The organism is Microvirga sp. CF3062 (assembly GCF_036314045.1).
In the GTDB taxonomy this organism is placed as follows: domain Bacteria; phylum Pseudomonadota; class Alphaproteobacteria; order Rhizobiales; family Beijerinckiaceae; genus Microvirga.
Genome location: NZ_JAYGGN010000006.1, coordinates 291,244 through 314,602, shown reverse-complemented (window position 1 = coordinate 314,602; position 23,359 = coordinate 291,244). Strand labels below are relative to the sequence as shown.

Below are 23,359 nucleotides of genomic sequence, written 5' to 3'. Positions count from 1 at the left end.
CCACTCACGGAGCTTGTGAATTGCGGTCGCTTCGCTCATGAATGCGGCCCATGTCTCATTCCGGTTCCTCCCCAGCCCACAAGGTTCGGTCAGGCGTCCTTGTCGGCATCGGCCTGATGCTGCTCGGCGTCTTCATGTTCGCCATGAACGATGTCATGGGCAAATGGCTCGTCGCCACCTATTCCGTCGGCCAGGTCCTACTCCTGCGCAGCGTCGCGGCTCTCATGGTCCTCCTGCCCCTCATGCGCCGGCAGAAGGTTCCGTTCGAGATACCGCCGCAGGCCGGCCTGCATGCGGTGCGCGTCACCCTCTCGACCCTGGAGGTTGCCTGCTTCTACTGGGCCGTCACCTATCTGCCGCTCGCGGACGTGATGACCTATTATCTGGCCGGACCGATCTATGTAGCGGCTTTCGCGGCGTTCTGGCTCGGTGAGAAGATCGACAAGCCGCGCATGCTCGCCATCGCCTGCGGCTTCGTTGGCGTCCTGATTGCCCTGCGCCCGTCGACCGCCACCCTGTCCCTGCCTGCGCTCATCGCACTCGCGGGAAGTCTCTTTTACTCGCTTCTCATGATTACGACGCGCAAGTTGCGGGATACCCACGACGCCACCCTGGTGCTCGGCCAGATTCTCGGAGCCCTGATCTTCGGGCTCGTTGCGGCGCCGCTCGCCTGGGTCACGCCTGGTCCACTCGATCTCGCTGGTCTCTTCCTGCTCGGCATCGTGTCCATGGCAGCGCATGTCTGTGTGAACAGATCCCTGAAGATCGCGCCTGCATCCGTGGTTGCTCCCTATCAGTACACCCTCATCGTCTGGGCGATCTTGTTGGGCTATCTGTTCTTTGGCGATGTCGTGGGGTTCTGGACGCTCGTGGGTGCTGCCGTGATCTGCGGCGCAGGGCTGGTCCTTCTGCTGCTCGAGCGCGAGGCAGCCCGGCGCGGACGCGAGGCGAAGGACATCGAGACGCCGGTGCTGCCGGAGGCTTGAGTCCGTCCTGTCGGATCATCCTTTCTGACTAAGGTATGATGCGAGACTCGACCTTGACATGCTGCACTGCAAAGTCATCAATGGCGCAATAACAGAACGGGGAGAACGATGCGCCTAGGACTTAAAATCGCTGCCGCCACGGCAGGAATTTTCTTTGCGTCTTCAGCCTTTGCTCAAGACATCAAGATCGCACTGATTGCTGGCAAGACGGGTCCGCTCGAGGCATACGCCAAGCAGACCGAAGCCGGCTTCATGATGGGCCTCGAGTACCTGACCAAGGGCACGATGGCCATCAACGGCCGCAAGATCAATGTGATCGTCAAGGACGACCAGCTCAAGGCAGACCTCGCCAAGACGCTGCTGGAGCAGTCCTATAACGATGACAAGGTCGATCTCGCCGTGGGCACAACCTCGTCCGCTGCGGCTCTCGCCATGCTCCCGGTCGCTGAGGAGAACGGCAAGGTTCTGATCGTGGAGCCCGCTGTGGCTGACGCGATCACCGGCGAGAAGTGGAACCGCTTCATCTTCCGCACCTCCCGCAATTCGACGCAGGACGCCTATGGCGCAGCGGCTGCCGTGCCGGCCAGCGGTGAGGTGTCGATCGCGACCCTCGCGCAGGATTACGCCTTCGGCAAGGACGGTGTTGCGGCTCTCAAGACTGCACTCGCCGAGATCCGCCCGAACGCGAAGGTCGTGTTCGAGGAATATGCTCCGCAGAACGCCACCGACTTCACCGCCTCCGCCCAGCGCATCTTCGACGCGCTCAAGGACAAGCCGGGCAAGAAGATCATCAACATCATCTGGGCTGGCCAGCATCCGCTGCCGAAGATCGCCGACCTGAAGCCGGAGCGCTTCGGCATCGAGATCGCGCCCGGCGGCAACATCCTGCCCGCCATGCAGATCTACAAGAACTATCCCGGCATGGAAGGCGCGGTGTATTACTACTACGCCTTCCCGAAGAACGCGATGAACGACTGGCTCGTGGCCGAGCATCAGAAGCGCTTCAACTCGCCGCCCGACTTCTTCACTGCCGGTGGCTTTGCCGCGGCGTCTGCTGCCGTCACGGCCATCCAGAAGGCCGGTGGCACCGACACCGAGAAGCTGATTACGGCCATGGAAGGCATGACCTTCGAGACGCCGAAAGGACCGATGACATTCCGAAAGGAAGATCACCAGGCCATGCAGGAGATGTATCACTTCAAGGTCAAGGCCAACGGCAAGGACGCGAACGACCTGCTCGATCTCGTGGCCACCATCCCGGCCGACAAGATGCCCGTCCCGGTCCGGAACAAGCGCTAAAACAGACCTGTGACAGTATCAGCAACAACGACGCCCGCGCTTGAAACGCGCGGGCTTACTATTCGCTTCGGCGGCCATGTCGCCGTCAACGACGTGTCGTGCCGATTCACCCCCGGCACGCTCACGGCGATTGTCGGCCCGAACGGCGCCGGCAAGACCACCTATTTCAACCTGATCTCCGGCCAACTGCGCGCCTCATCGGGTCAGGTGATCGTCGGCGGCGAGGACATTACGGGCCTTACCCCTTCGGCCCGCACCAAACGCGGACTCGGACGCGCCTTTCAGCTGACCAATCTCTTCCCGCAGCTCACCGCGCTGGAGAATGTCCGCCTAGCCGTGCAGAGCCGTGCCGATGCAGGCTGGTCGCTCCTCAAGGTGTGGAACACGCGCCGTGATCTGATCGAGCAGGCGGAGGCGGTCCTTGAGCGCGTGCGCCTGGCAGACAAGCGGCACATCGCACCAAAAGCCCTCTCGCACGGTGACCAGCGCAAGCTTGAGGTAGCACTTCTCATTGCCATGGAGCCCAAGGTCTTCATGTTCGACGAGCCCACAGCCGGCATGAGCGTGGACGAAGTCCCGACCATTCTTGAACTCATCAACGACATCAGGCAGCGCGGGGATGCGACCGTACTCCTCGTGGAGCACAAGATGGACGTGGTGCGCTCGCTCTCGGACCGCATCATCGTGCTGCACAACGGCGCCCTCGTGGCCGACGGCGATCCCGCTGAGGTCATCGCCTCGCCGGTGGTGCAGGAAGCCTATCTCGGCGTGGAGGTCGCCCGTGACTGAGCCTCTGCTGCAGCTTTCCGGTGTGCACACGCATATCGGGCCCTATCACATTCTCCACGGCGTGGACTTCGCCGTTCCGGCCGGCGAACTGACCATGCTGCTCGGCCGTAACGGCGCCGGCAAGACAACGACGCTCCGCACCATCATGGGCCTGTGGCAGGCATCATCCGGTCGCATCCGCTTCGACGGCAGCGATATCACCACCCGGTCGACACCTGACATCGCCCGCGCCGGCATCGCCTATGTGCCGGAAGCCATGGGCATCTTCACCGATCTCACGGTGCGCGAGAACATCGTGCTCGCCGCGCGCAGCGGTCCCGTCGACAAGAGCCGCCTCGACTGGATCCTTGGGCTGTTTCCCGCACTCAAGCGCTTCTGGAACTTGCCTGCCGGCAATCTCTCCGGCGGGCAGAAGCAGATGCTTGCTATCGCCCGTGCCATTTCGGAACCTCGCCGCCTGCTGCTTATCGACGAGCCGACTAAGGGTTTGGCTCCCGTGATGGTGCGCAGCATGATCGAAGCCTTTCGAGCCCTGAAGGCCTCGGGCGAGACGATCCTCCTCGTGGAGCAGAACTTCTACGCGGCCTCGGCGCTCGGCGACAATGTGGTCGTGATGGACGACGGACGCATCGTGCATTCCGGCACCATGAGCGACCTCGTGGCGGACAAAGACATGCAGCAGCGCCTGCTCGGCCTCTCTCTGGATGCTCACCAATGAGTGACATGGCTGCCCAATCTTCGGCTCCGGCCGAACTCCCCCGCGCTAAAACCGACTGGCTGCCGCTGCTGCTCGTGCCGGCCCTCGGCCTTCTGGCGCTGCCCTTCGTCGGCAGTCCCTCGACCTGGGTGACGCTCACGGTCGCCGGGCTTGCCATGGGCATGATGATCTTCCTGATGGCCTCGGGGCTCACCCTCGTGTTCGGCCTCATGGACATCATCAATTTCGGGCATGGCGTTTTCATCTCGCTCGGTGCCTACGCGACCCTGCTCGTTTTGGGTCCCCTGGGCAGCTGGGCGCTGTCGGATTCCATCGGGTTGAACCTAGCCCTCCTGGGGCTGTGCATCCTCGTCGCCATGGCCGTCACGGCCCTGGCCGGAGCCGTCTTCGAGCGGGTGATCGTGCGTCCGGTCTATGGCAGCCATCTGAAGCAGATTCTGGTCACCATGGGCGGCCTGATCGTCACCGAACAGCTCATCCACGCTATCTGGGGCGCATCGCCGATCCCGATCCCGCTGCCGCAATCCCTGCGCGGCGCCTTCGTGCTCGGCGACATCGTGATGGAGCGCTACCGGGTTATCGCGGTCGTGATCGGCCTTGTGGTGTTCCTCGGCATGCAACTGATCCTCAACCGCACCCGAATCGGCTTGCTTATCCGCGCCGGTGTCGAGAACCCAGAGATGGTCGAGGCACTGGGCTACCGCATCCGCCGCCTCTTCGTCAGCGTCTTCATCGCCGGCTCGGCACTCGCCGGCCTTGGGGGCGTCATGTGGGCGTTCTACCGCCAGACGCTCACCGCCGGCATGGGCATGGAGGTGATGGTACTGGTGTTCATCGTCATCATCATCGGCGGCCTCGGCTCAGTCGGGGGCTGTTTCGTGGGCTCCATTCTCGTGGCGCTCGTCGCCAACTATGTCGGCTTCATCGAGCCGAAGCTGGCGCTGATCTCCAACATTCTCGTCATGGCCCTCGTCCTCGTCTGGCGTCCCCAGGGCCTGTTTCCGGTGGCACGCCGATGAGCACATCCCCTGCCCTCCCTCTCGCCTTCGACGAGACCCGCCGGCGCGGCGGGATCCTGACCGGGCTACTGTCGTCCGACCTGCCCCGCTCGCGGGCCCTGAGCTTCATCCTCTTCGCTATCTTCGTGCTTCTGGCCGCGACCCCGTTCCTGTTCTCGGGAAGCCAGCCTGTCGGCACGGCGGCGAAGATCTGCGTGTTCATCGTGCTGGTCGCGAGCTACGACCTGCTGCTCGGCTATTCCGGCATCGTCTCATTCGCCCACACCATGTTCTACGGCATCGGCGGCTACGGCATCGCCATTGCGCTCGAGCGTATCAGCCCGACTTGGAGCTCGGTCGCTATCGGCCTGATAGCGGCTCTCGCCCTCTCGGCTGTTCTGGCAATTGCTATCGGCCTGCTGTCGCTCCGGGTGCGCGCCATCTTCTTCTCGATGATCACCCTGGCGGTCGCGACCGCGGCGGCCGTCCTGGCCTCCCAGCTGTCCGAGATCACCGGCGGCGAGGACGGTCTGTCGTTCCAGCTGCCGCCGGCGCTTCGCCCGGCCTTCCGCCTCTTCTCGGAGCCGGTCTTCGGCACCATGATCAATGGACGGCTGCTCGCCTACTACCTTGTCTTCATCGTCTCTGTCATCGTCTTCCTTGTCCTGCTGCGCATCGTGAACTCGCCCTTCGGCCGGGTGCTTCAGGCAATCCGCGAGAACGAGTTCCGGGCGGAGGCGCTGGGCTACCGGGTCGTTGCATACCGCACGGCAGCTTCCGTCATTTCGGCCCTGGCGGCGACGATCGCCGGCGCGCTGATGGCGCTGTGGCTGCGCTACAACGGGCCCGACACCACCCTGTCCTTCTCGATCATGATCGACATCCTGCTCATGGTCGTGATCGGCGGCATGGGCACCATGTATGGCGCCGTCATCGGGGCGGCCGTGTTCGTGCTGGCCCAGAGCTACCTGCAGGTGCTGATGGGGGCCGGAAGCGCGGCCCTCGCGGGGATCCCGCTCCTGCCCAACCTCATTCATCCGGACCGTTGGCTGCTATGGCTTGGCGCGCTGTTCATCATCAGCGTCTATGCCTTTCCCGGTGGCATCGTCGGCCGCCTGAGGCAAGCCAACCCTAAAGGCTAAGCGGGAAACTTAGCCGGTTTCGAACGTTTTCCTCCTAGGCGGAGGAAGCGCCATGAGTCGTGCCTTTGTTCGTGAAGCTGAAGGCGGGGAAGCCTTTGAGGACCTGCCTGACCGGTCGATCAGCCCTCACCATCTCGTCACACCGGCGGGTCTGGCCCGCATGGACGCGGAAATCGCCTCTCTCGAGAAGCGCTTGGCGGAAGCCCAAAATAGAGACGACAAGGCCGAAGTCCCCAGTCTCTCCCGCGATCTGCGCTATTGGTCGGCACGCAGGGTCTCGGCGGAGGTGGTACCCCCGCCGACTGATACGTCTCATGTCCGCTTTGGGGCCGAAGTCACCTTCGAGCGTGAGGATGGGCGGCGACAGACCTACCGCATCGTCGGTGAGGATGAGGCCGATCCGGCCAAGGGCAGCCTCTCCTACGTCTCGCCCCTTGCCCAAGCTCTCATGGGCAAGGAAATCGGGGATACCGTCACCGTCGGGCAGGGTCAGGCCGAGATCGTCTCGATCACCGTCTGAGATCCGCAAGCCTTAAGCTCAGGCAGGATCCTTGAGCGGCACGACATTGTCAGTTGCACTTGGGACTGCCTCGTCCGCGGGTGCAGAGGACAACATCTTGTCCCGCAGCATGAGGTCGAGCTCCTGCTGGATCTGCAGGAACTCGCTCCATTTGGAGGTCGCGATCAGGGCGCAGATCTCGACCTTCGGCTTCTCCTCATGTCCCTCCCGCAGCCGCGCCTGGACGGAGCCGCGCTCGATCTTCGGGTGATCTGCCACAAGGGCGGCAACGGTCTCGATCTCCTGGCGGATCGCTGCCGTATCCGTGGCCGCCAACCCCATGACTCGGTCATAGGGCATTCGGTCCCGGTTGGTCAGGTTGATGATGTTCATGTTCACGAAAGTGGCATTCGGGATCGTGATCAGGGTCCTGTCCAGACCCCTGATGCGGGTTGAGCGGATCCCGATCTCCTCGACCCGGCCTTCGAGAGTGCCGAACCGGCAGAGGTCGCCCACTCGGACAGGCCGGTCCGCATAGAGGATCAGGCCGCCAATGAAGTTCTCCAGTGTCGGCTTGGCCGCAAGAGCAACCGCCAGGCCGCCGACCCCGAGACCTGCCAGGAGACCAGCCAGCGGAATCCCGAGATGGGAGGCTCCGTAAATGAGGAGAGCGATGGCGACGGCGAGGCCGGCAATGCGGACGGTAGCCCGCGCCAGATGGGCGTCGATGCTCTTCGTCGCAGACAGGTAGAGCCTTCCGGCAACGGCGTTGGAGAAGGCGAGCACTGCCCAGATCATGGCGATATAGGCGATCACCTCAGCGATCTCCTCGACGAGGCTGTTGATCCGGCCCGTCAGGTTGATCTGGTTGTCGCTCATGTAGCGCACGAACAAAGCCGCCACCGCGACAGCACCGGGGACGATCACATTCGTCAGGACCTGCACTGCTCCGCTTTGAGAGGCGGCGGCATTGCGTGCCAGGGAACGCACGGCGAGGACAGCTCCGACGGCGAGGCCTGTGACGAGAAAGAAGGCAATCCACTGCCAGACCGCCTGTCCCTCGATCTCCACTCTCAGAGATGTCGGCAGGGCTTCGATCACGCTGAACCATTTCGGCGGCAGCAGATGGCCAGGCGACTGGCTGAAGAAGTCGTAGAAATCGGCCTGTGCGCCGCTCAGGTTGGGTTTGTTGCGGATCAGGCGATAGAAGCTCTCAAGCCCAAGGACAGTCCCGCTCGAGAACAGGTACTCCCCTGTCCTTGCCCCGTCTGCGATGTGCGCGATCCGAAGGTCCGTTCCGGGGACATTCCAGCTTGCCGGCGGCTTTCCGGCGACTTCGTCGTCACCTGGGATTATACCCGGGTCTGGCAATGGGACACGGTCGAGGATCTCTTTCAGGAGAATGACGGATTCGAGACGCCGATGCTCGAGTTCGACCGGCGGGATATCCCGCAAATCGAGGGTTTGGGCGGCCCTGGCCAGCAGGGCATCGGCTTCCTCGACCTTTCTGGTGACGCTCTCGCTCCAGGACAGGCCCGGTTCGGACCTGCTCTCCCGATAAGCCTCCATGAGCAGGGCCGTCGCCCGCGACGCGTCGGCGCGGAAGCTCTCCAGGGTCGCTCGGGGGCTCGATGTCTGTGCCGGAGAGAGGAAGCCGAGACCGCCGAGCGCCTGCGGCGTCCCGAGAGCCTGCAAGACGATGAACAGAACCAACAGGAGTGCGCCCACCAGCGGGATAGCCATCTCGCGCAGTGCTTGTCGCAGGGAGATCATCATGGCGCTTTCCCGGTCATAGGTATCCAAAGCCCGCCATCCTAGTCCAACAGGCGGGACCTTCCAACCGAGCGCCGGCCTTCATTCCTCCTTGAGACAGAAGTCAGGCTGCTGTCCGATGGGGAACGACGGCGGTTGCCTCGATCTCGATACGGGCGGCTTTTTCCACAAGGCGAACGACCTGGACGAGCGCCATGGCAGGGTAATGGGTGCCGAACACATCCCGATATGCTCGGCCGAGTTCACGCAGATTCGTGAGGTATTCCTCGATGTCGACGACATACCAGGTCAGCCGAACCAGATGCCGTGGCTCGGCCCCTCCCTCTGCCAGGATCGCCCGGATATTTTCGAAGATCTGGCGCGCCTGAGCCACGAAGCCATCGGCAAATGAATAGGTTTCATCCCAGCCGACAACGCCGCCGGTAACCACGATCTTGCCTTCGGCCATCATGCCGTTGGCATAGCCCTTCGGTGTCGGCCAATGCTTCGGGTTGAGGACTTCGGGTTCATCATCAGCCATGGGCAAAGGGGCACCCCCAACAGCAGCTGTCATCGGTTTCCTCCCTCTCAATGCTTGGATTGCTGTGCGTGCATCTTCAGGAGTTCCCGGGCAATCACAATCTTCTGCACTTCGGTCGCTCCCTCGTAGATCCGCAGAGCCCTGATCTCTCGGTAGAGCTCCTCGACCTTCACGCCCTTGGTCACGCCGAGACCGCCGAAGATCTGGACGGCCCGATCGATCACGCGCTGCGCCTCTTCCGTGGCATGCATCTTCGCCATGGCGGCCTCGCGGGTGACGCGCTCCGCACCCTGATCCTTGGTCCACGCTGCGCGGTAGACGAGGAGCGAGGCACTGTCGACACCAGTTGCCATGTCGGCAAGCGAAGCCTGCGTCAACTGCAGTTCACCCAGCGGTGCCCCGAAGAGCTTGCGGGACGATGCGTGCTGAAGCGCCTCATCGAGCGCGCGGCGGGCCAGTCCCAGGGCCGCAGCTCCTACCGTCGAGCGGAAGACATCGAGGGTCGCCATGGCCACCCTGAACCCTTCACCCGGACCTCCGACGCGTTGCGAGAGAGGCACCCGGCAGCCTTCGAACCGGAGGGTCGCGAGGGGATGGGGTGCGATGACATCGATGCGATTCTCGATCATCAGTCCCGGATTCTGCGCATCGACCACATAGGCCGACAGCCCCTTTGCCCCAGGAGCCTCACCGGATCGCGCGAACACCACGTAATGGTCCGCAATGCCACCGTTCGAGATCCAGGTCTTCACGCCATCGAGGCGCACGTGATCCGGCCCGTCGGGCGTTGCGGTCGTGCTCATGGCGGCCACATCCGAGCCCGCTTCCGGTTCGGACAATGCAAAAGCCGCAATCGCTTCGCCGCGAGCAACCGGCGGCAGGTATCTCTCCTTCAACGCTTCAGAGCCGAACAGGGTAATCGGACCCGTGCCGAGCCCCTGCATAGCGAAGGCGAAATCCGCCAAGCCATCCTGATAGGCAAGCGTCTCGCGGGCGAGGCACAGGGTGCGGACGTCGAAGGTTGGAGATAGGCCGCCATAGGCTTGCGGCACAACGGCCTTGAGCCATCCGCCTTCGCCAAGGCTGCGTACAAGATTGCGGCAGGAGGCGTCCACGTCATGGTGCTCGACGAGGGAGTGGACCTCCCGTGCAGTCCAGTCGCGCAAGCCCTCGGCGAATTGCCGATGACGAGCCTCGAAGAAAGGCCAGGAGAGAAAGCTCGCATCGACCACGTCAATCCCCCTTGAAGACCGGCTTTTCCTTGGCTGCGAAGGCGCGGAAGGCACGTGCAAAATCCTCGGTCGTCATGCACAGGGCCTGCGCCACGGCTTCCGCCTCGATAGCCTCCTCGACCGACATGGCCCATTCCATCGCAAGCATGCGCTTCGTCATCGTATTGGCATAGGTCGGTCCGGTGCCGATCATCCGAGCCAGATTGTGTGCCTCGCCCGGGAGTTCGCCGGATTTGACGATGCGGCTGAAGAAGCCCCACCGCTCGCCTTCCTCGGCGCTCATGAAGCGTCCTGTGTAAAGCAGCTCAGAGGCCCGGCCCTGTCCGATGATGCGAGGAAGGATGGCACAGGCTCCCATATCGCAGCCTGCAAGACCCACCTTGTTGAATAGGAACGCCACCTTTGCGCCAGGAGCCGCAAGACGGATGTCGGAAGCCATGGCCACGATGGCGCCTGCGCCCGCGCAGATGCCCTCGACAGCCGCGATGACCGGCTGGGGCGCCGCCCGCATGGCCTTCACCAACTCCCCTGTCATGCGCGTGAAGGCGGTGAGTCCTTTCGTGTCCATTTCGACCAGAGGGCCAATGATCTCGAACACATCGCCACCGGACGAGAAATTCCCACCGGCACCTGCCACGACGATGGCTTTGACCTCCTCGTCTTTGGCGCAGGCATGGAAGAAATCCGCCAACTCGCGATAACTCTCGAAGGTCAGCGGGTTTTTCTTTTCCGGGCGGTTGAGCGTGACCGTCGCAACGGGTCCATCGACAGACAGCAGAAAATGGCGCGGCTCATATGTAGCAAGAGGCAGCGTAACGGAATTGGCAACCTGCATCACTGGCCTTCTCCCTGAATGGCGCGCCGAGCCGAGAGCTTGGTTTTTCCTAAGAGTCGCATAAGGTCGCTACGATCCTTCTCCGTGAGATCACCGAACAGATCGGCAATCCAGAGCTCATGCTCGGCCGCCATAGTGCGAAATTCGCCGCGTCCGCTCTCCGTCAGGCTGATCACCGTCGCCCTGCGATCAGTCAGGGAAGCCGTGCGCAGGATATGGCCGGACGCGACGAGCCTTTCGACAAGGCCAGTGAGATTACCGTTAGAGACCATCATGCGCTTTGAGAGATCGGACAGGGTCATGCCGTCCGGTGCCTTGTCGAGTTGCGCCATCAGGTCGAAGCGGGGCAACGTGACGTCGAACCGCTCGCGCAGGCGGCTGCGCACCTCGCCCTCGATGAGGGTGGTGCAGGTGAGAAGGCGCAGCCAGAGGCGCAGTTCCTCCCGGTGATCCTCCGGCATCTCGACCGCCTTGGTTTCGGCATCGAGCGGAATCGCCTGATCGTCCATCCTAGACTTCTCCCCCGGCCACCGCGATGGCCTGTCCCGTCACGGACCGTGCTTCCTCGCTGCAGAGCCAGAGCACCGCACCGGCCACCTCGAACGGGTCAATCAATCGGCCCTGCGGGTTGTGCTTCACGAGTTCCCCCAAAGCGTCCTCTCGGGTACGGCCCGTTTTGCTCATGATCGTTTCGAGGCTCTGTGCCACGAGATCGGTATCGGTGAAACCCGGACAGACAGCATTCACGGTCACGCCGGTTCTGGCGGTCTCCAGCGCCAGGGCGCGAACGAAGCCGATCACCGCGTGCTTGGCGGCGCAATAGGCGCTCACATAGGGATAGCCTTTCAGGCCTGCCGTGGAGGCGACGGCCACGATGCGCCCGAAGCCCCGCTCCGTCATGGAATGCAGCACGGCTTGAGCGACATTCGTGACCCCAAGCAGGTTTACGTCCAGCATCTGCCGGAAAACCTCCGGGCCGGATTTTATGAAAGGCGCGGAAGCCGCCCCTCCGGCATTGGCAATCATCAGATCGACAGGACCATAGCGCGAAACCGCCTCCTGCACGGCGGCCTGCACTCTTTGCGCATCCGAGACGTCTGCCACGGCAGCCGCGTGAGCATCGCCCTGCATGATAGCCTGCTCAAGCGTTCCGGGCGTGCGCCCGACGATGGTCACAGTCGCACCTGCTTTCACGAGCGATGCTGCGATGGCCCGCCCGATCCCGCGGCCGCCGCCCGTGACCAGCGCATGCCTGCCTTTGAGGGTTGTCATATTCATCTCATTCTGCCGCGAGAGGCTTCTCGCCGGCCTCCATCTTCAGCTCAGCGCGAGTTTTGGGCTTGGCCTTGATCTTCAACTCGTCCAGATCCTGCCGGTCGCGCACGGAGTTGCGGAAGATCTGGTCCCGGCCGGCATGATACTGCGGCGGGCAGTGAATGCCGGCCGCGCCGTACCAAGCCGCAGCCTTCATGGTGAAGAACGGATCGACGAGATGCGGGCGCCCCAATGCGACGAGGTCCGCGCGTCCTGCGGCCAGGATCGTGTTCACCTGATCGGCCGTCGTGATGTTGCCGACGCACATCGTGGCCACGCGCGCTTCGTTGCGCACCTGATCGGAGAACGGCGTCTGGAACATGCGCCCATAGATGGGCCGTGCCTCGCGCACGGTCTGCCCCGTCGAGACATCGACGAGATCGACCCCTTGCTTGGCAAAGGCGCGTGCGACTTCCACCGCCTCGTCTCCCGTGACGCCGCCCTCGGCCCAATCGGTTGCGGAAATGCGCACCGACATGGGCTTGCGCGCAGGCCAGACCTCGCGCATGGCGTCGAAGACTTCCAGGGGATAGCGCAGTCGGCTCTTGAGGGAGCCGCCATACTCGTCCGTGCGCCGGTTGGTCAAAGGCGAGATGAAGCTCGCAAGCAGGTATCCATGAGCGCAGTGGAGTTCGAGCATGTCGAAGCCGGCACGCTCGCCGCGGATGGCTGCCTCGACGAACTGCGCCTTGATGGCGTCGAGTTCCGCCCGCGTTACCTCGCGCGGCACCTGGCTGTCCGGGAAATAGGGAATGGGCGATGCGGAGCAGATGTCCCAGGCGCCCTCCTCCAGCGGCCGGTCGATACCCTCCCACATGAGATTGGTGGCGCCCTTCCGGCCCGCATGACCGAGCTGCAGACAGATCTTCGTCTCCGAGTTTGCATGAACGAAGTCGACGATCCGCTTCCAGGCGGCCTCCTGCTCATCGTTCCATAGCCCGGTGCAGCCGAGGGTGATGCGGGATTCCGGCGAGACGCAGGTCATTTCCGTGAACACGAGCCCTGCACCACCTGTCGCGCGCGCACCGTAATGAACGAGATGGAAATCGTTCGGCACCCCGTCCTTGGCGGAATACATATCCATCGGAGAGACCACCACCCGGTTGGCAACTGTCATCCCCCGCAGCTTGAACGGCTGGAACATGGGCACAGCTGGATTATCGACCGACACGTCGAAGCCCTGCCTATGCACCTGTTTGGCAAAAGTCTGATCGACGGCCGCAACGAAATCGGGGGCCCGCAGGCGCAGGTTGTCATACGTGATCGCCTTGGCGCGGGTCATCACGCCGAACGCGAACTGCACGGGATCGAAGTCCCAGAAACGCGCCACATGCTCGAACCAGACCAGCGACACGTCGGCCGCGTGCTGGGTCTTTTCGACTTCCTCGCGCCGTCCCGCCTCATAGAACGCCAAGGCGCCCTCTACGCTCGGATCGCGGCGGAGGGCTTCAAAGAGGGCTATGGCATCCTCCATGGCGAGCTTCGTGCCTGAGCCGATGGAGAAATGCGCCGAGGCTTTGGCATCGCCGAGCAGCACCTTGTTGCCCATGACCCAGCGCTTGCTGCGGATCATCGGGAAGTTGCGCCAGATCGAGCGGTTGGTGAGGACGCGATGTCCGCCGAGGAACCAGCCGAAAATCTGCTCCATGAGCGCGGCGGATTCCGCCTCGCTCTTGTCCTTCAGCCCGGCCCGCTCGAAGGTCTCCGGGTCGGTCTCGAACACCCAGGTGGAGCGGTTTGCCTCGTACTGGTAGGCATGGGCGATGAAGGGCCCCCACTCCGTCTCCTGGAAGATGAAGGTGAAGGCATCGAGCGGCTTGGTCGATCCCATCCAGGTGAACTTGTTGGGCCGCAGATCCACCTCGGGCTGGAAATGATCCGCATAGCGCTCCCGGAAGCGGCTGTTGATGCCGTCGGCCACCACCACGAGATCCGCATCCGCGAACAGGCCCTCGTCCTCGACATCCGCTTCGTAGCGCAACGCGACGCCGAGTTCCTCCGCCCGGTCTTGCAGGATCAGGAGCAACGTGCGCCGTGAGCAGCCGCAGAACCCATTGCCGCCGATCCGGTGCTCGATTCCCCGGAAATGGATTGCAATGTCGTCCCAGTAGGCGAATTCGCGAACGATCCGCTGATAGCTCGGCAGGTCATATTTTTCAAAATTGTCGAGCGTCGCATCGGAAAAGACGACGCCGAAGCCGAAGGTCTCGTCCGCCCGGTTGCGCTCATAGACCGTAATGTCGTCCTCCGGCCTGAGCTTTTTCAGCAGGATCGCGAAATAGAGCCCCGCCGGGCCGCCGCCGATGATCGCCGTCTTCATTGGGTTCCTACCCGACATTGCCAAGTTATTTTAAGCTTAAAGCAATTATCAATCAACCGGAAAGCCTGCTTTCAGAACTCTCGGTCTCATCAGGCGCTCATCGCCTCATGCGGCTTAGCCACCTCCTGCGCAACGCGGCGCAGTTCGAAGCGTTGGAGTTTGCCGGTCTGAGTCCGCGGCAGGGCATCCACATATTCGATGATGCGAGGATATTTATAAGGAGCGATCTCCGCCTTTACATGATTCTGGAGCGCCTTGGTCATGTCGGAGCTCGGAGTATGGTCGGGGTGCAGAACCACATAGGCCTTCACCACCGTTCCGCGTCCGTCATCGGGCGCGCCCACCACGCCGCATTCTGCCACCGCCGGGTGCGTAAGGAGCGCCGCCTCTACCTCAGGCCCCGCGATGTTGTAGCCTGCCGAGATGATCATGTCGTCGGAGCGCGCTTGGTACCAGAAGTAGCCGTCTTCATCCATGAAGTAGGTGTCGCCTGTAACGTTCCAGCCATCCTGCACGTATTTGCCCTGCCGCTCGTCAGCGAGGTAGCGACATCCGGTCGGCCCACGGACGGCGAGGCGGCCGATGCTGCCGGACGGCAGGTCGCGGCCCTCCTCGTCAATAACCTTGGCCTCGTAGCCGGGGACAGGCTTGCCGGTGGCGCCGGGGCGGATCTCCTCCTCGGTGGCAGCGATGAAGATGTGCAGCATTTCCGTCGCGCCGATACCATCCATCAGCCAAATGCTTGTCGCATCCCTCCACGCCTCGAAGGTGCCCTTCGGCAACGGCTCGCCTGCGGAGACGCATTTTCGCAAGCTCGAGATGTCGTAGCCTTCCAACTTCGACAGCATGGCGCGATAGGCTGTGGGCGCCGTGAAGCAGATCGTGGCCTTGTACTGCATGATCGCCGGGAGGAGATCGTCAGGTCCCGCTTTCTCCAGCAGCACGGTCGAGGCGCCGACCCGCATCGGGAACAGCACGATGCCGCCGAGCCCAAACGTAAAGGCGAGCGGTGGCGAGCCGATGAAGCGGTCGCTCGGCTCGGGCCGCAGTACATTGCGCGAATAGGCGTCGCAGATCGCCAGCATGTCGCGATGGAAATGCATGGTGCCCTTGGGCTCGCCCGTGGTGCCGGAGGTGAAGCCGATCAGACACACATCGTCGGCTGCCGTGTCGGCCGCCTCAAACTCGGATGAAGCCTCGGCGATCATCGCTTCCAGGCTGCCAGAACTCCCTGAACCCCAATAAACAACATGCTGGAGATCAGGCGCCAGGGCCTTGGCGCGCTCCATGTCCTCAGCGAGGCGGTGGTCGCAGAGCGCTATCGTGATCCTGGCCTTGTTCAGCGGATAGGCTATTTCCCGGGCGCGTAGAAGCGGCATGGTGGCGACGACGACGCCGCCGGCTTTCAGCACGGCCAGATAGACCGCCACCATCATCGGATTGTTGGCAGACCGCAGGAGAACCCGGTTGCCTGGAACAAAGCCGAGCCGCTGGACCAGCACGTTGCAGATCCGGTTCACCCGCTCCTGAAGCGCGCGGTAGGTAAGCGTCTCGGCCGGGCTGATGAGGCAGGGCTCGTCGCCCCTGCCCTCCTCGACCCACCGGTCGAGGAATGCCGCAGCGCAGTTCAGTCGCTCGGGGTACTGCAGTTCAGGCCGGGTGAAGAGGAATGTTGGCCACTGGTCCCGAGGCGGAAGGTTGTCTCTCGCGAAGGTATCCACATGTGCCGAGTCCGCCATCGTCCGCACCTCCGTTCGATTGTGGAGCAGGAGAGCAATGCCGCGCGGGCCTGGAGAGCTAGGGCCCTGATGCGCTGAGGGCCGCGAACGCGCGCTCCTCAGGCTCCCTCGTCCCGCTCCTCACGCAGCTGTCATCCCACCGACCTTCCTCTGCGAAACAATCTACTTGAAGAAGGCAGAATTTATTTTAAACTTAAAACAATACTTGGCAATCCCAATTTTAGGGATGCCAGTCCGAGGGCTCCAACAAAGGGAGTGTTCGGCAGAAACGTTTTGCGGCACAGTAGCGCCGCCCCTTCCGTCGAGGCGCCTCACGTCCCGCCGGGAACAATCACGCAAGCACGGCAAACGTGCACAGGGAACAGCCACTCGGGAGACGATGATGAACGCAACAATCAAAACCCTCGGCCTTGCAGCGGCCGTGACCCTGGCCGCAGCACCGGCCATGGCGCAGGAGAAGCTGAAGGTCGGCCTCCTTCTCACCCTTTCCGGCCCCTCGGCCGTGCTCGGTCAGCATGCGCGGGACGGCTTCCAGCTCGCCATGAAGGATCTCGGCGGCAAGCTCGGCGGGCGCGACGTGGAAGTGATCGTCGTCGACGACGAGCTGAAGCCCGATGTGGCCGTGACCAAGGTAAAGGGCCTTATCGAGCGCGACAAGGTTGACTTCGTGGTCGGCCCGATCTTCTCGAACGTGGCCGTCGCCACGCACAAGCCCATCGTCGATTCCAAGACCTTCTACATCAGCGTCAATGCCGGCCCGTCGAACCTCGCCGGCAAGAGCTGCAACCCGTACTTCTTCGCCACTTCCTACCAGAACGACCAGAACCACGAGGTTCTCGGCAAGGTGGCGCAGGATCGCGGCTACAAGAAGGTCTATCTGCTGGCGCCGAACTACCAGGCTGGCAAGGATGCCCTGGCCGGCTTCAAGCGCCACTACAAGGAGGAGATCGTCGAGGAATCCTACACCCCTCTCAACACTCTCGACTTCCAGTCCGAGCTCGCGAAGATCGCCTCCATGCAGCCGGACGCCATCTTCACCTTCATGCCGGGCGGCATGGGCGTGAACCTCGTCAAGCAGTACCGCGCTGCAGGCCTTGCAGACCGCATCCCGTTCCTCTCCGCCTTCACGGTGGATGAGACGAACTTGCCTGCGCAGCAGGATGCCGCCATCGGCATGCTCAGCGGCTCGAACTGGGCTCCGAACATGGACACGCCGGAGAACAAGAAGTTCGTCGCGGCCTTCGAGGCCGCCTACAACGCGGTTCCGGCCTCCTATGCGATGCACTCCTATGATGCGGCTCTCCTGATCGATGCTGCTCTCAAGGCGACGGGCGGAAAGACCGACAATAAGGATGCCCTGCGTGCTGCCATCCAGAAGGCCGAGTTCAAGTCCCTGCGCGGCGACTTCAAATTCGGTACGAACGGCTTCCCGGTCCAGGACTTCTATCTGGTGAAGGCCGCCAAGCGTCCCGACGGCAAGCTGCAGACGGAAGTCGCCGAGAAGGTGTTCGATAACTACACGGACGCCTATGCCAAGGAATGCGCGCCGACGAACTAAGTCCATATGGCCGACGCGGCCTGACCCGGAGCTCTCCGGGTCAGGCCGTCTCTTTCAGTGTAACTTTCATGATGCTCTCACATGGGGCATGCGAGCGGAGACTCGGTTGATGCAGGCCAGCAGTCAGTGACGCGCCGATGACAGCAACCCTCTTTTTCGTCCAGGCTCTGAACGGCCTTCAGTTCGGCCTCATCCTCTTCCTCATCGCCGCCGGCCTAACCCTGGTCTTCGGGGTGATGGACTTCATCAACCTGGCGCACGGCGTGCAATACATGGTCGGAGCCTATCTGGTCGCGGCGTTCAGCGCCTGGACCGGAAGCTTCGGCTGGGCGCTCCTCCTCGCCCTTCCAGCCGCGCTGGCCTTCGGCCTCCTTCTGGAAGTGCTTGTGTTTCGCCACCTTTATGATCGCGATCATCTCGACCAGGTGCTCGCCACCTTCGGCGTGATCCTGTTCCTGAACCAAGGCGTGAAGTTCGTCTGGGGCGCGGCTCCCTTGAGCGTTCCCGTGCCCGAACTGCTCTCAGGCTCGGTGGAGATCGCAAATGGCCTTCTCTATCCAGTCTACCGTCTTGCCATCATTGCGGCCGGTCTCGTGATCGCTGCCCTCCTCTATGTTCTCGTCAACCACACGCGCGTCGGCATGCTGGTGCGCGCAGGTGCCAGCAACGCCGCCATGGTTTCGGCGCTCGGCGTCAACATCCAGCGGCTGTTCATGGTGGTGTTCGGGTTCGGCGCCATGCTGGCGGGCTTTGCCGGAGCGATGGTCGCCCCGATCCTCTCCGTCGAGCCCGGCATGGGCGACAACATCCTCATCCTGGCCTTCGTGGTAATCGTCATCGGCGGCATCGGCTCAATCCGCGGCGCATTCCTGGCCGCGCTCCTGATCGGCCTCGTGGACACGGTCGGCCGCTCCTTTGCTCCGAACCTGCTGCGCCTCGTCCTCGATCCCGCGGCCGCGAGCCAGACCGGACGCGCCATCGCACCGATGCTGATCTACATCTTCATGGCTGCCGTGCTGTTCTTCCGCCCCTCCGGCCTGTTTCCTGTCAAGCGTTGAGGGCGGAGCCATGACCGAGATCGCCGAAACCCAACCCGCCCCCGCCTCGTCTCTCACGACACGGCTCGAGATCATCCCTGTGGTGCTCTTTGCCGCTTTTGCGGCTGCACCTCTGCTAGCCACCTTCTCTGGTGCGGAGGGCTATGTCCTCTCGCTGCTCACGCGGGTGATGATCTTCGGCATCGCCGCCATGGCGCTTGATCTCATCCTCGGCTATGGCGCGCTTGTGAGCTTTGGTCATGCGGCCTTTCTCGGCCTCGGCGGCTATGCGGTCGGCATCCTGGCGAGTCACGGCTTCGAGGATGTCCTTATCCAGATTCCAGTCGCACTCCTTGCCTCGACCGCCTTCGCTTTCGTCACAGGTGCCATCTCCCTGCGGACGAAAGGGGTCTACTTCATCATGATCACTCTCGCCTTCGGACAGATGCTGTACTTCCTCGCCACATCCCTCGCGACCTATGGCGGGGACGACGGCATGACCCTGGCGTCCCGGAGCCTCATCGCAGGGTACGATTGGCTGGAGAACGACTTCACCTTCTACTGGGTCTGCCTGCTCTGCCTGTTCGGAGCCTATGCTCTCTCGCGATCGATCGTTGCCTCGCGGTTTGGTCGCGTTCTGCGCGGAACACGGGAGAATGCCATTCGCATGGAAGCTATCGGTTTCCGCCCCCTCCGCTTTCAGCTTGCGGCCTATGTGATCAGCGGCATGATGGCGGGCCTCGCCGGGTGTCTCCTGGCCAATCAGGCTGAATTCGTCAGCCCGGCTTTCATGACATGGCAGCGCTCGGGCGAGTTGATCTTCATGGTAGTGCTCGGCGGGCTCGGCTCCCTGCATGGCGCGATTATTGGAGCTGCCGCCTTCCTGCTGCTGGAGGAGTTTCTGCCCGAAATCCTGCATACGATGAACTTCTTCCTCAGCGACGAGACGCGGGCGCATCTCGCTGAGAACTGGAAGATGGTGTTCGGCCCCCTGCTCATTCTGATCGTGTTGTTCGTTCGCGGTGGAATCATGGGTCTGCTGCGGAGGCCGCATCATGGCTGAACCGCTGCTTGAACTCCGCAACCTGCGAAAGAACTACGGCGCGCTCGTGGTCACCGACGATGTCAGTCTCTCGGTTCAGCCCGGCGAGTTGCATGCCATTATCGGGCCCAATGGCGCCGGCAAGACAACCCTCATCCACCAGATCTCTGGCATGCTGCCGTCCAATTCAGGCGAGATCCTGTTCGCCGGCGAGGACATCACGCATCTGTCCATGCCGCGGAGGGTCGGTCGCGGGCTGGCGCGCTCGTTCCAAATCACCTCGATCCTGCCCGGCTTCTCCGCCCTGGAGAACGTAGCGCTCGCGGTTCAGGCCCGCTCCGGCTCGAGCCTGCGGTTCTTCGGCAATGCCTCACAGGAGAAGGACCTGAACGTTCCCGCGATGGACTGCCTCGGCGAGGTTGGGCTTGGCGCACGCGCCCACATCTCGGCCGGGCTTCTGTCCCATGGCGAGAAGCGCCAGCTGGAGCTTGCTATCGGCCTTGCAACGGCGCCGAAACTGCTTCTTCTCGACGAGCCCCTGGCCGGAACCGGGCATGACGAATCCCAACGTGTGGTCGAGACTCTGCGCCGCCTGAAGAACCGTCTGACGATCGTTCTCATCGAGCACGATATGGAGGCGGTCTTCTCCCTTGCCGACCATGTTTCGGTTCTGGTCTATGGACGCGTCATCGCCACCGATACGCCGGAGCGCGTTAGAGCCAATCCTGACGTTCGTGCAGCCTATCTCGGCGAAGAGGAGTTGGTTTGATGCTCTCCGTTCGGCAGCTCCAGGCCTCCTATGGCGCCGCCCAGGTTCTGTTCGACATTTCGCTCGACGTCGGCGCTGGCGAGGTGGTGACGCTGCTCGGGCGCAACGGCATGGGCAAGACCACCACCGTGCACTCCATCATGGGGCTCCTGCGCCCGCGCGGCGGTGAAGTGCGCTTCGATGGCGCGGCCGTGACCGGGCTCGCCCCCTATCGCATCGCCCAGACCGGCATCGGCCTCGTGCCGGAGGGCCGCCAGATCTTCCCGACCCTGACGGTCGAGGAGAATCTTGTCGCCACGGCTTCAAACCGAACCGGTTCCGGCCGCTGGACGCTCGATGCCGTGTACGACCTGTTCCCCCGCCTGAAGGAGCGCCGGAGCAATCTCGGGACGCAGCTATCCGGCGGGGAGCAGCAGATGCTCGCCATCGGCCGCGCGCTGATGACGAACCCGAAGCTGCTCATTCTGGACGAGGCGACGGAAGGATTGGCACCGCTCATCCGCACCGAGATCTGGACCTGCCTCAAGCGTCTCAAAAGCGAGCGCCAATCAATCCTGGTCATCGATAAGAACGTGAGCGTGCTGGCGACCTTCGCTGATCGCCACGTAATCATCGAGAAGGGCCGCTCGGTCTGGACGGGGACCAGTGAGGAACTCATGGGAGATCCGACCCTGAGGGATCGGTATCTGCACGTCTAAGGACGATCACCATGGCATTCGAGACCCTCCACTATGAGGCCGAGTACAACAATCGAGCGCGTGTGCCGGATCATCCCGTTCACATCGCCGGCTGGCAGCGGGATGCTGCCGCCTATCGGGAAGTGGCGCGCTGTGAGTTGGATCTTGCCTATGGGCCTGACGAGCGGCACCGGATGGATCTCTTCCATCCGGAGAACGGTGAGAGCAGCGGTCCCGTCGTATTGTTTATCCATGGTGGCTACTGGCAGGCCTTCGACAAATCGTCTTCCAGCCATCTCGCTCGGGGTGCCAATATGCGCGGGCTGACGGTGGCGGTGCCGAGCTACACTCTCGCGCCCGCAGCCACCCTCGCCGACATCATCGCTGGGATTGAAGCCGCAGCCGACTACATCATGCAGCGGACAGGCCGCCCCATCGTCGCCACGGGTCATTCGGCCGGCGGACATTTGGCCGCCTGCCTCATGGCGAGACCTGTGCCGCAGCAGCGCTCCATCCGAGCCGCCATGCCGATCTCCGGTCTCTTCGATCTCCCGCCTCTCATAGGGACCTCGATCAACAAGACCCTCGGCCTTACGGTCGAGGAAGCGCACCGTTTGAGCCCACTTGAATGGACACCGCCGAAATCCGGGAAGCTTGTCGCTGTTGTCGGCGGAGCGGAAAGCAGCGAGTTCCTGCGCCAGTCCCGCGCTATCGTCGATGCATGGAACCAGGCCGGGGTGACGACCCGCTATCACGAAGTGCCAAGCGCGCACCATTTCGACGTGATCGCCGGTCTTGGAGATCCGGCAGACCCGCTCGTTGATATCGTGGCCGAACTAACGGCTGAGGCCTGACGTTTCAACGCTCCGGATTCAGCCTCGCTTCCTGCGGGAGATCACCTGCGCGACTGGCAGATCCGCAACAGGCTCACTGGTCCTCTCCCCCGAAGCCGTGATCCAGGCGCGGCCTGATTGCCGCGCATAAAACACATGGCCCGTCCTCTCAGGCGAGAGGACGGACGAGGTGAGGTTGTCGAGGACGTATTGTCCCTGGGCCGTCGACACCAGAAGCACGGCATGGGCTTCGCCCTGCGCGGTAGCACCAACTGAAATCGAGAGCGCCGATGCAGGCCAGCCGCGCTCGATCAGCATCTTGCGCTTCAGCATCGCGAAGTCTTCGCAATCGCCCATGCCGCTGGTCGGAAGCGCCCACACATCCTCTCGGCCATATTGCTCAAGATCCGAGACCTCACGGATGGTGCTGTTCACATGGCTGTTGATCTGCTGCAGCTGCGACATCCGCTCGACAGTCAAAGCGAACGAGCCGCCGGGCTTCGCCTGCGCAGAGGCGGCCGGCAGAATCATAAGACCCGCAGCCAAGCCGAGCGCAGCCCTCCGTGCGATGGAAATCATTGAATATGCCCCCTGTGCCACTTGTCGGCTTCGACCGAAGCTGTAGATCCGCTCCGGCTCTATTTTGTCTTGCTGACCAATAAATCTGTCTTGTGAGACAACATTGAGGCAGCTTGGCCGTTCGACTCAGGGGCTTTCCATGCGCTTGCCTGTAGCTCTGGTGCTCATCATGCTGACGAGCTGGGCCAATCCCGCTTGGTCATCCGATGAGGCTTGGCAGGCCTTGCGGCAGGGAGGCACGGTGGCCCTGTTTCGGCACGCACGTGCACCAGGAACGGGAGACCCGGCCAATTTTCGGCTGGACGATTGCTCGACACAGCGGAATCTCTCCGAGGAAGGACGGCGACAGGCACAACGCATCGGGGATCAGTTCAGAACCCGGCAGGTGCCAGTGGAGCATGTACTGTCAAGCCGCTGGTGTCGTGCACTGGACACGGCTCGCCTGGCCTTCGGCGGCATGACGAAGCCGTCGCCTCCACTGGACTCGTTTTTCTCGGGACGCGATCAGGAACCTGCCCAGACACAGGCCGTGCGGCGGATCATAGAAGGCTGGCGCTCGACCGGCGTTCTGGTGCTCGTGACCCATCAGGTCAACATTACGGCATTGACCGGCATTTTCCCGAGCGAAGGTGAAATGCTCGTGCTCAGGCCACGGGCGGGTGCCGGGTTTGATATCGTTGGAAGAATAGGCCTTTAGGAT

23 protein-coding genes are annotated in these 23,359 nt (G+C 62.8%); 14 read left to right on the top strand and 9 right to left on the bottom strand.

What is annotated here, in order from left to right; genetic code table 11:
• Nucleotides 1–50 precede the first annotated feature (50 nt).
• The 7 genes from VB618_RS13295 to greA all read left to right on the top strand — a co-directional run bounded on the left by VB618_RS13295 (nt 51) and on the right by greA (nt 6,452).
• On the top strand, nt 51–986 hold the full coding sequence (locus VB618_RS13295; RefSeq protein ID WP_329797150.1) for a DMT family transporter: 936 nt from the start codon (nt 51–53) through the stop codon (nt 984–986).
• 108 nt (nt 987–1,094) lie between these two features.
• Nucleotides 1,095–2,285 (top strand): substrate-binding domain-containing protein, encoded by a 1,191-nt coding sequence (locus VB618_RS13290; protein ID WP_329797149.1) that lies wholly within the window; start codon nt 1,095–1,097, stop codon nt 2,283–2,285.
• 9 nt (nt 2,286–2,294) lie between these two features.
• On the top strand, nt 2,295–3,074 hold the full coding sequence (locus tag VB618_RS13285) for an ABC transporter ATP-binding protein (RefSeq protein ID WP_329797148.1): 780 nt from the start codon (nt 2,295–2,297) through the stop codon (nt 3,072–3,074).
• Nucleotides 3,067–3,792 (top strand): ABC transporter ATP-binding protein, encoded by a 726-nt coding sequence (locus VB618_RS13280; protein WP_329797147.1) that lies wholly within the window; start codon nt 3,067–3,069, stop codon nt 3,790–3,792. The genes VB618_RS13285 and VB618_RS13280 overlap by 8 nt, the downstream gene beginning before the upstream one ends.
• The gene (locus VB618_RS13275; RefSeq protein WP_329797146.1) at nt 3,789–4,811 is read left to right on the top strand and encodes a branched-chain amino acid ABC transporter permease; all 1,023 of its coding nucleotides are present in this window, start codon (nt 3,789–3,791) and stop codon (nt 4,809–4,811) included. The genes VB618_RS13280 and VB618_RS13275 overlap by 4 nt, the downstream gene beginning before the upstream one ends.
• Entirely contained in the window at nt 4,808–5,932 is a 1,125-nt protein-coding gene (locus VB618_RS13270; protein ID WP_329797145.1) for a branched-chain amino acid ABC transporter permease, read from the top strand. Before VB618_RS13275 ends, VB618_RS13270 begins: the two co-directional genes overlap by 4 nt.
• 52 nt (nt 5,933–5,984) lie before the next feature.
• Nucleotides 5,985–6,452 (top strand): transcription elongation factor GreA, encoded by a 468-nt coding sequence (greA, locus tag VB618_RS13265; protein ID WP_329797144.1) that lies wholly within the window; start codon nt 5,985–5,987, stop codon nt 6,450–6,452.
• An 18-nt stretch (nt 6,453–6,470) separates the two neighbouring features.
• Here greA and VB618_RS13260 read toward each other — a convergent pair whose 3' ends face one another.
• The 8 genes from VB618_RS13260 to VB618_RS13225 form a co-directional block, all read right to left on the bottom strand.
• A complete protein-coding gene (locus VB618_RS13260; protein WP_329797143.1) occupies nt 6,471–8,207 on the bottom strand; it encodes a mechanosensitive ion channel family protein in 1,737 nt (578 codons plus the stop codon).
• 100 nt (nt 8,208–8,307) lie between these two features.
• Entirely contained in the window at nt 8,308–8,757 is a 450-nt protein-coding gene (locus tag VB618_RS13255) for a RidA family protein (protein ID WP_442931777.1), read from the bottom strand.
• Between the two features lie 14 nt (nt 8,758–8,771).
• Nucleotides 8,772–9,956, bottom strand: coding sequence for an acyl-CoA dehydrogenase family protein (locus VB618_RS13250; RefSeq protein ID WP_329797141.1), 1,185 nt, complete (start codon nt 9,954–9,956; stop codon nt 8,772–8,774).
• A 1-nt stretch (nt 9,957) separates the two neighbouring features.
• A complete protein-coding gene (locus VB618_RS13245) occupies nt 9,958–10,791 on the bottom strand; it encodes an enoyl-CoA hydratase family protein (protein ID WP_442931782.1) in 834 nt (277 codons plus the stop codon).
• Nucleotides 10,791–11,300: a MarR family winged helix-turn-helix transcriptional regulator gene (locus VB618_RS13240; protein WP_329797139.1), complete on the bottom strand. Its 510-nt coding sequence runs from the start codon at nt 11,298–11,300 to the stop codon at nt 10,791–10,793. The genes VB618_RS13245 and VB618_RS13240 overlap by 1 nt, the downstream gene beginning before the upstream one ends.
• A gap of 1 nt (nt 11,301) precedes the next feature.
• Nucleotides 11,302–12,069: an SDR family NAD(P)-dependent oxidoreductase gene (locus VB618_RS13235; RefSeq protein WP_442931776.1), complete on the bottom strand. Its 768-nt coding sequence runs from the start codon at nt 12,067–12,069 to the stop codon at nt 11,302–11,304.
• Between the two features lies 1 nt (nt 12,070).
• Nucleotides 12,071–14,425 carry a bifunctional salicylyl-CoA 5-hydroxylase/oxidoreductase gene (locus tag VB618_RS13230; RefSeq protein WP_329797137.1) on the bottom strand — a complete coding sequence of 785 codons (2,355 nt, stop codon included), beginning with the start codon at nt 14,423–14,425 and terminating at the stop codon, nt 12,071–12,073.
• A gap of 89 nt (nt 14,426–14,514) precedes the next feature.
• A complete protein-coding gene (locus VB618_RS13225; protein WP_329797136.1) occupies nt 14,515–16,164 on the bottom strand; it encodes a benzoate-CoA ligase family protein in 1,650 nt (549 codons plus the stop codon).
• A 382-nt stretch (nt 16,165–16,546) separates the two neighbouring features.
• On the opposite strand from VB618_RS13225, the gene VB618_RS13220 reads away from it, so the two are divergent.
• The 6 genes from VB618_RS13220 to VB618_RS13195 all read left to right on the top strand — a co-directional run bounded on the left by VB618_RS13220 (nt 16,547) and on the right by VB618_RS13195 (nt 22,101).
• Nucleotides 16,547–17,722: an ABC transporter substrate-binding protein gene (locus VB618_RS13220; protein ID WP_329797135.1), complete on the top strand. Its 1,176-nt coding sequence runs from the start codon at nt 16,547–16,549 to the stop codon at nt 17,720–17,722.
• A gap of 137 nt (nt 17,723–17,859) precedes the next feature.
• Nucleotides 17,860–18,780, top strand: coding sequence for a branched-chain amino acid ABC transporter permease (locus tag VB618_RS13215; protein WP_329797134.1), 921 nt, complete (start codon nt 17,860–17,862; stop codon nt 18,778–18,780).
• Nucleotides 18,781–18,790: 10 nt separating this feature from the next.
• Nucleotides 18,791–19,822, top strand: a complete 1,032-nt coding sequence (locus VB618_RS13210; protein WP_329797133.1) for a branched-chain amino acid ABC transporter permease — start codon at nt 18,791–18,793, stop codon at nt 19,820–19,822.
• Nucleotides 19,815–20,570 (top strand): ABC transporter ATP-binding protein, encoded by a 756-nt coding sequence (locus VB618_RS13205; protein WP_329797132.1) that lies wholly within the window; start codon nt 19,815–19,817, stop codon nt 20,568–20,570. The genes VB618_RS13210 and VB618_RS13205 overlap by 8 nt, the downstream gene beginning before the upstream one ends.
• Entirely contained in the window at nt 20,570–21,268 is a 699-nt protein-coding gene (locus VB618_RS13200) for an ABC transporter ATP-binding protein (RefSeq protein WP_329797131.1), read from the top strand. The genes VB618_RS13205 and VB618_RS13200 overlap by 1 nt, the downstream gene beginning before the upstream one ends.
• An 11-nt stretch (nt 21,269–21,279) precedes the next feature.
• Nucleotides 21,280–22,101, top strand: a complete 822-nt coding sequence (locus tag VB618_RS13195) for an alpha/beta hydrolase (RefSeq protein WP_329797130.1) — start codon at nt 21,280–21,282, stop codon at nt 22,099–22,101.
• Nucleotides 22,102–22,119: 18 nt separating this feature from the next.
• On the opposite strand, the gene VB618_RS13190 is transcribed toward VB618_RS13195, so the two are convergent.
• Nucleotides 22,120–22,659, bottom strand: a complete 540-nt coding sequence (locus VB618_RS13190; protein WP_329797129.1) for a transglutaminase-like cysteine peptidase — start codon at nt 22,657–22,659, stop codon at nt 22,120–22,122.
• Nucleotides 22,660–22,798: 139 nt separating this feature from the next.
• Between VB618_RS13190 and VB618_RS13185 the strand changes: the two genes are divergently transcribed.
• Nucleotides 22,799–23,356: a histidine phosphatase family protein gene (locus VB618_RS13185; protein WP_329797128.1), complete on the top strand. Its 558-nt coding sequence runs from the start codon at nt 22,799–22,801 to the stop codon at nt 23,354–23,356.
• The last annotated feature ends 3 nt before the right edge of the window (nt 23,357–23,359 follow it).